The following is a 10,200-nucleotide window of genomic DNA, read 5'->3' on the forward strand; positions in this document are numbered from 1 at the left end:
CCGGCCCTGCATTGGCGTCCGGCCCGGTCGGCGCGGGCTCGCCTGGCCTGCCTGCTTTCGGGACCAGCGGCGGCTTCGCCCCAACCCCGATCGGCTTTGTATCCACGCCGACATCGTCGGGCGGCAGCAGCAGCGGTGGAAGCAGCAGCGGCGGGAGCAGCAGCGGCGGCACGCCCGGCCCGGTCGTACCGGCTGTTCCCGAACCTGCCAGCTGGCTGATGATGATTATCGCGGTCTTCACGCTCGGATCGGCCATTCGCCGAGGCCATGCAAATCGGGAAACCGTGGCGACCTGCTAAGTCGCAGCTTGGGTGAGGATCACAGCACCGCTATCGATGAACCATCGATAACGATCCGGCCCATGCGCTCCAGCGTATCCAGCCCGATCAGCGAGTGCGGCAGGCGATCATCGGCGACGACCGCCTGAACGTCCGCCAGGACAATCCCGCTCACCGTCAGAGTGGCGATAGAAGCGCGCTCGACAGGCAGCTTCCCATTGGCGGTGTGCAGCCGGGTGGTGCCGTCGACAGCAACAGCGGCCAGCGCCGCGTCGGACTGGCGCAGCACCGTGGTGGTCGCGCCGGTATCGACGAGAAAGCGGGTCTGCACCCCGTTGACCTCGGCATCGAGGAAGAAGAAGCGCGCACCCGGCGGCTTGGAGGCGATGGTAATCGGCTGGCTTCTCGCTGCGGGTTCGGTGCCCTTTGCCGAGGCAGCAACCGGTTCGCCATGCTGGCCGGGCGCGAACAGCGCCTTGGGCGTATCGTCAAGCGCCACCATGCCCATCACAAAGGACAATAAGATCGAGAGCGGGGCGAGCGCATTCGTCATGCGTTCGAGACTATGACCAAATGGTTAACAAATCCCTGCTTTTGCGCCCGCTAAGGCGATTTTAACCGCTGTAATGGCCGCGTTTCTCGGGTTCGTCCGTCGCCTGCTCGGAATCATGGCGCTGTTTCAGCAGGATAGTACGGCGATGCTGAACGCCGAAAAAGATCAGAAAAACAATCGCCGCGACCAGCAGATCGATCGCCGCCCGCAAATAGGGCGAGCGGGCCGAAGCCATGTCGGCAAACAGCACATAGGTCGGCTCGTGCACACGGTAGCCCGCGTTGCGATAGAGCGTCCGCAGCTCGCCGCGCGCGGCGGCATGGCGCAACACGCCCTCGATGCGCCGCCGCTCCGGCGGGCCGGCCTCTCGTCGGTTGATTTCGACGAACAGGGTGATCGCATTATCGCTCGCCGGGTCGAGCACCGGGGCGACCCACAGCGTCCTGCCGGAAAACAGCAGGCGATCCTCGAAGAAACCGATCCTGCCATATTCGAGCGTGCTGTCCATCGTCACGCGGCCTTCGATCTTCTTGCCCGAGCGCAGGTCCGCAAGCGTGATCGGCAGCGGCTTTTCCCGCACCCCGCCAATGGTCAGCGACAACGAAGCCACCGCCACCCCACAAACGGCAAGGCCGGCAGCGATCCAGCCGAGATAGCGCCGCATCATCAGGCTGCGATGGAGCGCCGCCTCGTAGGTGGTGAGCGCCGGATTCGAGCGCGCCTTGCGCATCCGGTACAGCAGGGTGAGCGTGATCGGCGCGGTCAGCAGCAGGGTGAGCACCGTCAGCGTCACAATCGGCCAGCTCGCGTCGAAGCGCGCAAACTGCCATTCGATCAGCCGCGATACGAGCCCGCGATACTCGACCAGCTGCCAGGTCAGAAAGGTCAGGACGATCGCCGCCCAGACGACACCGATCAGGCCGATGATCCCGGTCCGGACGTAGGCCTTGCCCCGCGAAGTTTTGTCCTGTGAAATCGAATCGCCTCCGAAAGCCGAAACTCAAGGTGTCTGATCGGAAATGGCTGCGCTGTTGCGCGCGCTCGGCCCCCAGCCCTGCTGGTATCGAATCGGGCCGTCCTGGCGCATTTCCTTCAGAGTCCGCTGTATTTCTGCCTCAACCTTTTCTTTTACTAGCAACTGCCTAGCAAAATTTCTCTGAGTCGGACGAGAAGAATTGATCCTGTCCACGGCCAGGACAGTCCATTTTCTGCCTTCAAGCATCAGATCGCGCCCCGGCACCACCGTTTCGAGCCAATCGGGCCGCCGTTCGAGTCGCGCGGTATCGACCACCAGCGTGCGATCATCGTCGGGCGAACGCAGGGTCAGCAGGCGCCGCTCGCCGAGCAGGTGGCCGTTGTTCGCGAGGAACTGCTCGACCTCGGCGTCGGGCACATGGTCGAACTTGTCGGCCAGACTGCGCCGCAGCGCATCGACCAGCAGCTCTTCGCGGGCGCGGCGCTCGGCAAAATGGAAATCCGCATCGAGATCGAGCCCGCGCTCCAGCGCCAGTTGCGCCAGCAGCTTGCGGTCGACCAGTTGCTCGAGCGCGTCGTTCGCGGCGGCGCGGCCCTCCTCGGCATCGGGCCGGTTGCCGAGGTCGTATTCGTGGCTCAGCTCCGCCTGCGTGATCGGTTCGCCATCGACGCTTGCCAGCACCTGTCCATCGACCTCGGGCGGACCGCAAGAGGCCACCAGCGCCAGCAATGGTGCGGCAAGCCAGTGGCTCGCCTGCTTGCAAATGGTTCGATCCAGCCGCATTCTGCCCCCATGAAGACGATTTACGATTTCGTGTCCGTCGGCATCTTCGTTTTTGTCGCCTTCGTCTACCTTCAGCGGTCGGTGAAGCGGCCGCCGTGGAAAGACAATACCTTCGATTACGTTCTTTGCGCCATCGGCTGCGCGGGCGGCAACTGGCTGGGCAACGAAGGCTATGACGCCGCCGCCATCGCCTTGCTGATCGTGACCGCGATCTATTTCGTGGTGCGGTTGCAGCCTTTTCGCAGCGCCTAGGTCTGCCCGAGCAAGACCTGCCGCCCGCGCGGGCCGGACAATGCGATCAGCCGCCGCGCAAAGTCCGACAGGACCGGGATCGCCGAATCGTAGCCAGTGGCGGGCATCGAGAGCCGCAGCAGCACACCCTCGTCGACCCGCCAGCGCGAGACGCCTCGCGCCACGGCCAGCCGTTGCTCCCACAGCGATTGCGCGAAGACCTCGCCGATTCGCGTCCAGTAGAGCACCGCTTCGCGCCGGCTCCCCCGCTCCGCCAGCATGATGTTGCCGGGCACCGGGCTTGCGGCAATCGGCAGGTCTTGCTCCTGCACGTCGAGCACCTCGAAGCCGGAGGCCACGTAGCAGATCTCGGGGCGGTGCAGCTGGAAGGTGTAGTCCTGCCTCCGGCCATAGGCCATCACCAGCGTGATCGGGGGCTGATCGGGGTGAACGAAGGCCTTGATCGCCATCTCGTCATAGACCCGGTCGGTGAGCTGATCGGGCGAAGGAAGAATCACCTCCTCGGGCGCAACCGCCCGCCAGTCGTCCACCTGCTGCGGCAGCACGCTGGCCGGGTCGAACCCGATATCGGTGCCGGGCCGCAGCCGAACCGCACCCGCCGCCGCGCCGAACAGGCCGAGGCATCCGCCCAGCAGCACTGTGCGCCGGTCAGGCATGACGTACCCCGTCGATCAGCCGCAAGCCGCTGCGCAAGCCGCGGTCCACCGCAAGGAACAGGCCGAGCGCGATGGAGAAACTGAGCAGCCCCGCGACCGGGTGGATCAGCGTATCGAGCACCGGCGCACCGAAGCGATCGACCGCCACGATCAGCACCACCACGCGCAGGATGTTCGCGCCCCAGGCAATCGGCACCGCCAGCGCCACGCACAGCAGCGTGCGCCGCCAGTCGCGCCCGCGATACCAGTAGGTGAACAGCAGCACGAAGGCGACCAGCGTGATGGTGGAGCTGGTCCCCGCGCAGGCCGCCTCCAGCGCGAGGCGAAACTGGTTCACGAAGATGCTGGTCCGGTCATAGGCGACATCGAGCCCCAGCCTATCGGCCAGCTCAACCGCCGAGGCGGCCATCTGCGCGCGCAGCCGCTCGGTCATCATCGTCGACAGCGAATAGGGCAGCGGCACCGCCAGGCCGAGGAAGGCGAGCGGGAACCGGCAGGCCCAGACGATGGCCCCGCCCCGCCATGCCCACAGCGCCAGCACGCAGCCCGCCCAGGCGCAGACCGCCATCAGCAGCACGACACCGATGGCGCTCGCAAACAGATAGCCGAGCGAGACCGCAACCAGAGCGCCCAATACGGGCCGCAGCGGCCCCGCACCGAACAGCGGCCGGTTGTTCTCGATGGTCTGGACGGTGGTCCACAGGCCCAGCAGCAGGATCAGCGGGGTGAGCGATCCGGCCTCGGTGTTCCAGTCCTTCTGCGACAGGGCCACCAGCGCAGGCAGGCAGTAGACCGCCATGCCCAGAGGCACGATCCAGCGGCCGTCCTTCATCCAGGGCAGGGTGCGGACGGCCTCCATCGCCTATTTGAGCGGCATGATCCGGTCGATGATATAGGCCGCTGCTTCCTGCGGGGTCATCTCCACCGTGTTCACGCGAATCTCGGCGTTCTCGGGCGCTTCGTAGGGGCTGTCGATACCGGTAAAGTTCTTCAACTTGCCCTCACGCGCCTTCTTGTAGAGCCCCTTCACATCGCGTTCCTCGGCCACTTCGAGCGGGGTGTCGACGAAAATCTCGACGAACTCGCCTTCGGGCAGCAGGTCGCGCACCATCTGCCGCTCGGCGCGGAACGGCGAGATGAAGGCGGTGAGCACGATCAGCCCGGCATCGGTCATCAGCCGCGCGACCTCGCCCACGCGGCGGATATTCTCCACCCGGTCGGCGTCGGTAAAGCCCAGATCCTTGTTCAGCCCATGGCGAATGTTGTCGCCATCGAGCAGGAAGGTGTGGCGGTTCATCAGGTTGAGCCGCTTTTCCACCTCGTTGGCGATGGTCGACTTGCCCGAGCCGGAAAGGCCGGTGAACCACAGCACCTTCGGCGTCTGGTTCTTGAGCCGCGCGTGCTCCTCGCGGGTGATGTCGACCGCCTGCCAGTGGACGTTCTGGCTGCGGCGCAGCGAGAAATGCAGCATCCCGGCGGCAACCGTGGCGTTGGTGACCTTGTCGATCAGGATGAACCCGCCCAGCGTGCGGCTGTCGGCATAGGGCTCGAACACCAGCGGCTTGTCGGTGGTGACCTCGGCCACGCCAATCGCATTGAGGCCAAGCGTCTTGGCCGCCAGACGCTCCAGCGTATTGACGTTGATCTCGTACTTCGGCTCGGCAATCGCAGCGGAGACGGTCTGCGTGCCCAGCTTCAGCCAGTAGCCGCGGCCCGGCAGCAGCGGCTCGTCGTCCATCCAGACCACGGTGGCCTCGAACTGGTCGGCGACCTCGGGCGGGTTATCGGCGACGGCGATCACATTGCCGCGCGAACAGTCGATCTCGTCGGTCAGCGTCAGCGTGACCGACTGGCCCGCCACCGCCTCGTCGAGATCGCCGCCATAGGTGACGATCGAACGCACATGGCTGGTCTTGCCCGAGGGCAGCACGCGCACCGCATCGCCCGGCTTCACCGCGCCGGTGGCGATCTGGCCGGAGAAGCCGCGGAAGTCCAAATTGGGGCGGTTGACCCACTGCACCGGCATACGGAACGGCTTTTCCGCGTCCTGCGCATTGAGCACCTCGACCGTTTCGAGATGCTCGATCAGGCTCGGACCTTCATACCACGGCGTGTTCTCGCTGGGGGCAACCGTGATGTTGTCGCCCTTGAAGCCCGAGATCGGCATGGCGGTGAAGCTCTCGATGCCGATTTCCTCGGCGAACTTCGCATAGTCCGCCACGATCTTGTCGAACACTTCCTGCGAATAGTCGACGAGGTCCATCTTGTTGACCGCGAGGACGATGTTCCTGATGCCGATCAGGTTGCACAGGTACGAGTGCCGCCGTGTCTGCACCAGCACGCCCTTGCGCGCGTCGATCATCACCACGGCGAGGTCGGCGGTCGAAGCGCCGGTGACCATGTTGCGGGTGTATTGTTCGTGGCCGGGGCAGTCGGCGACGATGAACTTGCGCTTCTCGGTGTTGAAGAAGCGATAGGCGACGTCGATGGTGATGCCCTGCTCGCGCTCGGCGGCGAGGCCATCGACCAGCAGCGCGAAGTCGATCTCCTGCCCTTGCGTGCCGACCTTTTTCGAATCGTTGGCCAGCGCGTCGAGCTGGTCCTCGAAGATCATCTTCGAATCGTAGAGCAGCCGCCCGATCAGCGTCGACTTGCCATCATCCACGCTGCCGCAGGTGATGAAGCGCAACATCGTCTTGTGCTGGTGCTGTTCGAGATAGGCGTCGATGTCCTCGGCGATGAGGGCGTCGGTCTTGTAAATCGGTTCGGTGGTCATCTTACAAACTCCGCTCGCCCTGAGCCTGTCGAAGGGCAATGGCGCGGCGTGCTTCGACAAGCTCAGCACGGACGGGGGTGGGAATGCGGCGGGCCGACATCAGAAATAGCCCTCCTGCTTCTTCTTCTCCATCGAGGCGTCACCGCCATCCTTGTCGATCACGCGGCCCTGCCGCTCGCTGGTGGTGGTGAGCAGCGTCTCCTGCACCACGTCGGCGAGCGTCTTGGCGGTGCTCTCGACCGCCCCGGTGAGCGGGAAGCAGCCGAGCGTGCGGAAGCGGATCGACTTCATGGTGATCTCGGGCAGCTTGCCCATCGCCTGTTCGAGCCGCTCAAGGTCGTCGGCCATGAACAGACCGCCTTCATATTCGTAGGTGGGCCGTTCCTCGGCGAAGTAGAGCGGAACGATCTCGATCTGCTCCTTCATGATGTACTGCCAGATATCCAGCTCGGTCCAGTTCGAGATCGGGAAGCAGCGGATGCCCTCGCCCTTCTTCTTGCGGGCATTGTAGAGGTTCCACAGCTCGGGCCGCTGGTTCTTCGGGTCCCACCCGTGCGACGAGGTGCGAAAACTCATCACCCGCTCTTTGGCGCGGCTCTTTTCCTCGTCGCGGCGCGCGCCGCCGAAAGCAACGTCGAAACCGTATTTGTCGAGCGCCTGCTTCAACCCTTCCGTCTTCCACATGTCGGTGTGGAGCGGGCCGTGCTGGAACGGGTTGATCCCGCGCGCCTCGGCCTCGGGATTGTGATAGACCAAAAGCTCCATCCCGGCCTCCTGCGCGGCTTTCTCGCGCAGTTCGTACATGGCCTTGAACTTCCAGGTCGTATCGACATGCAGCAAGGGGAACGGCGGCGGCGAGGGATAGAAGGCTTTCTTCGCAAGGTGCAGCATCACTGCCGAATCCTTGCCGATCGAATAGAGCATCACGGGGTTGTCCGCCTCGGCGGCGACCTCGCGCATGATATGGATGCTCTCGGCTTCGAGCCGTTCGAGATGGGTCAGACTGGTCATGCGTTCCCTTGCGTCGCTTCGGGCCACTTTGCCGGGGTAGCAAACTTGCCCTCGCTGCCCACAAGGCCCAGATGGGTGCCTAGAGAAAAGCCGCCGGGCAGCAACCTAGTTTGCTTTTGCCCCGGCAAACCGAGACTTTGTCGAACGGAAAGACACGCCATGCTGATGCCCCTGCACGAAAACCGCCTTGCCGCCCTGCGCCGCGAACTGGCCGCGCGCGGGCTCGATGGCTTTGTTCTGCCGATCAGCGACGAGTACCTGTCGGAATATGTCGGCGCCTATGCCCAGCGCCTGCAATGGCTCACCGGCTTCGGCGGATCGGTTGGCAGCGTGGCCGTGCTGGCCGACAAGGCCGCGATTTTCGTTGACGGGCGCTACACCATTCAGGTCCGCGATCAGGTCGAGGCCAAGCTTTACGAATACAAGTCGGTGCCCGCCGATTCGCTGGCCAAATGGGTGGCGGACAACAGCGCCGCCGGGGCAAAGATCGGCTACGACAGCTGGCTGCACACCCGCGGCTTTGCCCGTGCGCTGGAAGCGGCGCTGGCGAAGAAGGGCGCCCATGCCGTGCCGGTGGTGGGCAACCCGATCGACGCCGTGTGGGACGACCAGCCGGAGCCCTCGCCCGCCCTGGTGTTCCTGCAGGACGACGACCTTGCCGGCCGCTCCAGCGCCAGCAAGCGCGGCGAGATCGCCGAATGGCTGAAGAGCGAGGGGCTCGACGCGGTGGTCATCAGCGCGCTCGATTCGATCGCCTGGGTGCTCAACGTGCGCGGACGCGATGTCGAGCACACGCCGGTCGCCCTGTCGTACCTCACGCTGTTCGCCGATGGCACCGCCGACTGGTTCATCGCGCCCGACAAAGTGCCCGCCGAAGTGGGCGCGGCGCTGGGCAACGCCGTTCGCCTGCGCCCGCGCGATGAGTTTGCCGAGGCGCTGGGCGAGCTGGCGGGCAAAAAGGTCGCCACCGATCCGCAACGCTCGGTCGCGGCGATCTTCGATGCGCTCGACAGTGCCGGGGCCGAAGTCGTGGCGGCACAGGATCCTGCCGTGTTGCCCAAGGCGATCAAGAACGAAGCCGAACAGGCCGGGCACCGCGCCGCACAGGCGCGCGACGGGGTGGCCGTGACGCGCTTCCTCCACTGGCTCGCGGTCGAGGGGCCGAACGGCGAGATCGACGAGCTTTCCGCCGCCGCCCGCCTGCTGACCTTCCGCCAGGAATGCGGCGACCTGCGCGACCTCTCGTTCGACACCATCTCCGCCGCCGGGCCGAACGCCGCGCTCGCCCACTACCGGGTGAACGAGGAGACCAACCGCCGCCTCGAACCGGGCAGCGTCTATCTGGTCGATTCGGGCGGGCAGTATCCCGATGGGACCACCGACATCACCCGCACCGTCTGGATCGGCCCCGGCGCGCCGCCGCAGGAGGTGCGCGAGCGCTTTACGCGGGTGCTGAAAGGCCACATCGCGCTCGACACCCAGACCTTCCCGGCAGGCACCACCGGCGGCCAGCTCGACAGCCTCGCGCGGCAGTTCCTGTGGTCGGCGGGTCTCGATTACGCCCACGGCACCGGCCACGGCGTCGGCGCTTTCCTTGCCGTCCACGAAGGACCGCAGCGAATCGCCAAGTCGAAGGGCGGGCAGGCCGGGGCCGAGCAGGAACTGCTCGCAGGGATGATCCTCTCGAACGAGCCGGGCTATTACAAGGCCGGCGAATACGGCATCCGCATCGAGAACCTCGTGCTGGTGGCCCCGCGCACAATCGCAGGCGCCGACGAGGGCGAATGGCTCGGCTTCGAGACACTGACGCTGGCCCCGCTTGACCGGTCGATGGTCGAACCTGCGCTGCTCAGCGAAAGCGAGGTGGCCTGGTGGAACGATTATCACGCCCGCGTCGAGGAGGTGATCGCGCCTCAGCTGAGCGGCGACGTGCGTGACTGGCTGCTCGAAGCCTGCCAGCCGCTATGACCGTCCGCCGCCTCGACGAGCATCCGGTTCATCTCGATGCCCGCAGCGGAGCGCTGGTTCAGCCCGCGTTCCCGCAGGGCGCCGGAGCCATGGAGTGGTACGAGGACTATGCCCGGCGCAGCGCGGCTGACGGTGCCAAGGGGCGGCTGGTCGCGGTCCATGCCTTCGCCGAGGACTGGACCTCCTGGGAAATGCACCCCGCAGGCGACGAACTGGTGCTGTGCCTCGAAGGCCGGATGGTGCTGGTGCAGGAGCTGTCCGACGGCACCCTTGCCCGCACGGAGCTGGCGGCAGGCGACTATGCGATCAATCCGGCGGGCCTGTGGCACACCGCCGATGTGCGCGAGCCCGTGCGGGCGCTGTTCATCACCGCAGGGTTGGGCACCGAGCACCGCGCGCGATAACAGTCACGGCAAGCGGCCCCAATGCTGGCCGCTGCATGAACCGGCAGCGCGAGGCGCGACAAATGACGACAAAATTGGCCTTCGCGGGCATAAACCTGCGACATAGAAGGCCTAGATCAAGGGCAAGGACAACAAGGCGCAGCCCTCCATCCTCCCATCCCATCAGGGCCGTGGCTTGTTGTCCGATCCAACCACCGGGAGTTCTTGAACAATGAAGACGATCCCCCTCTCGCTGGCAATTGCCGCCAGCGCCGCCGCTCTCGCCGCAAGTGCCGCCATGGCGCAGGATCGCGGGCCCGAGCGCGCTCCACAAACCCGCGCGCAGGCCGAGGCCCGCGCCAGCGCCATGTTCGACCGGCTCGACGTCAATGGCGACGGCCAGCTTTCCGCCGCCGACCGCGAGGCCGCCGAACGCAAGCGCTTCAACGAAGCCGATACCGACGGCAACGGCCAGCTCAGCTTCGCCGAAGTCATGGCCCAGCGCGAAAAGCGCCAGCAGGCCCGCGCCGAACGCCGCGAGCAACGGGCCGAGCGCATGGCCGC

General features: G+C 65.7%; 12 protein-coding genes. 4 read left to right on the forward strand and 8 right to left on the reverse strand.

Annotated features, from left to right (window positions below; all coding sequences use genetic code 11):
- From D2V17_RS21220 to D2V17_RS04550, 4 genes are all read right to left on the reverse strand, one after another.
- The coding region (locus D2V17_RS21220; RefSeq protein WP_220474064.1) for a hypothetical protein at positions 1–256 on the reverse strand (256 nt) is incomplete at its 3' end.
- Between the two features lie 62 nt (positions 257–318).
- Entirely contained in the window at positions 319–831 is a 513-nt protein-coding gene (locus D2V17_RS04540) for a retropepsin-like aspartic protease family protein (protein ID WP_119591937.1), read from the reverse strand.
- Positions 832–892: 61 nt separating this feature from the next.
- Positions 893–1,624, reverse strand: coding sequence for a hypothetical protein (locus D2V17_RS04545; RefSeq protein ID WP_119591938.1), 732 nt, complete (start codon positions 1,622–1,624; stop codon positions 893–895).
- A gap of 207 nt (positions 1,625–1,831) precedes the next feature.
- Positions 1,832–2,590, reverse strand: coding sequence for a hypothetical protein (locus D2V17_RS04550; protein WP_119591939.1), 759 nt, complete (start codon positions 2,588–2,590; stop codon positions 1,832–1,834).
- Between the two features lie 9 nt (positions 2,591–2,599).
- Between D2V17_RS04550 and D2V17_RS04555 the strand changes: the two genes are divergently transcribed.
- The gene (locus D2V17_RS04555; protein WP_119591940.1) at positions 2,600–2,842 is read left to right on the forward strand and encodes an XrtV sorting system accessory protein; all 243 of its coding nucleotides are present in this window, start codon (positions 2,600–2,602) and stop codon (positions 2,840–2,842) included.
- Here the strand turns inward: D2V17_RS04555 and D2V17_RS04560 are convergent.
- From D2V17_RS04560 to cysD, 4 genes are all read right to left on the reverse strand, one after another.
- A complete protein-coding gene (locus D2V17_RS04560; RefSeq protein ID WP_119591941.1) occupies positions 2,839–3,498 on the reverse strand; it encodes an exosortase C-terminal domain/associated protein EpsI in 660 nt (219 codons plus the stop codon). The genes D2V17_RS04555 and D2V17_RS04560 overlap by 4 nt on opposite strands.
- Positions 3,491–4,357 (reverse strand): exosortase/archaeosortase family protein, encoded by an 867-nt coding sequence (locus D2V17_RS04565; RefSeq protein ID WP_119591942.1) that lies wholly within the window; start codon positions 4,355–4,357, stop codon positions 3,491–3,493. The genes D2V17_RS04560 and D2V17_RS04565 overlap by 8 nt, the downstream gene beginning before the upstream one ends.
- Positions 4,358–4,360: 3 nt before the next feature.
- Complete coding sequence (gene cysN, locus D2V17_RS04570) at positions 4,361–6,274, reverse strand: sulfate adenylyltransferase subunit CysN (RefSeq protein ID WP_119591943.1); 1,914 nt, start codon at positions 6,272–6,274, stop codon at positions 4,361–4,363.
- 99 nt (positions 6,275–6,373) lie between these two features.
- Complete coding sequence (gene cysD, locus D2V17_RS04575) at positions 6,374–7,312, reverse strand: sulfate adenylyltransferase subunit CysD (protein WP_281270541.1); 939 nt, start codon at positions 7,310–7,312, stop codon at positions 6,374–6,376.
- Positions 7,313–7,444: 132 nt separating this feature from the next.
- On the opposite strand from cysD, the gene D2V17_RS04580 reads away from it, so the two are divergent.
- From D2V17_RS04580 to D2V17_RS04590, 3 genes are all read left to right on the forward strand, one after another.
- Complete coding sequence (locus D2V17_RS04580) at positions 7,445–9,253, forward strand: aminopeptidase P family protein (RefSeq protein ID WP_119591945.1); 1,809 nt, start codon at positions 7,445–7,447, stop codon at positions 9,251–9,253.
- Positions 9,250–9,657, forward strand: a complete 408-nt coding sequence (locus D2V17_RS04585; protein WP_119591946.1) for a cupin domain-containing protein — start codon at positions 9,250–9,252, stop codon at positions 9,655–9,657. The genes D2V17_RS04580 and D2V17_RS04585 overlap by 4 nt, the downstream gene beginning before the upstream one ends.
- A gap of 211 nt (positions 9,658–9,868) precedes the next feature.
- A partial coding sequence (locus tag D2V17_RS04590) for an EF-hand domain-containing protein (protein ID WP_147367223.1) occupies positions 9,869–10,200 on the forward strand: 332 nt, incomplete at its 3' end.

Origin of the sequence: Aurantiacibacter xanthus (assembly GCF_003584015.1) — a bacterium.
GTDB lineage: Bacteria > Pseudomonadota > Alphaproteobacteria > Sphingomonadales > Sphingomonadaceae > Alteraurantiacibacter > Alteraurantiacibacter xanthus.

Excerpts from the sequence above, each read along its gene's own strand:
- D2V17_RS04550 (WP_119591939.1), bottom strand. The coding sequence starts at position 2,590 with ATGCGGCTGGATCGAACCATTTGCAAGCAGGCGAGCCACTGGCTTGCC.
- D2V17_RS04555 (WP_119591940.1), top strand. The coding sequence starts at position 2,600 with ATGAAGACGATTTACGATTTCGTGTCCGTCGGCATCTTCGTTTTTGTC.
- D2V17_RS04580 (WP_119591945.1), top strand. The coding sequence starts at position 7,445 with ATGCTGATGCCCCTGCACGAAAACCGCCTTGCCGCCCTGCGCCGCGAA.
- D2V17_RS04560 (WP_119591941.1), bottom strand. The coding sequence starts at position 3,498 with ATGCCTGACCGGCGCACAGTGCTGCTGGGCGGATGCCTCGGCCTGTTC.
- D2V17_RS04585 (WP_119591946.1), top strand. The coding sequence starts at position 9,250 with ATGACCGTCCGCCGCCTCGACGAGCATCCGGTTCATCTCGATGCCCGC.
- D2V17_RS04565 (WP_119591942.1), bottom strand. The coding sequence starts at position 4,357 with ATGGAGGCCGTCCGCACCCTGCCCTGGATGAAGGACGGCCGCTGGATC.
- D2V17_RS04540 (WP_119591937.1), bottom strand. The coding sequence starts at position 831 with ATGACGAATGCGCTCGCCCCGCTCTCGATCTTATTGTCCTTTGTGATG.
- cysN (WP_119591943.1), bottom strand. The coding sequence starts at position 6,274 with ATGACCACCGAACCGATTTACAAGACCGACGCCCTCATCGCCGAGGAC.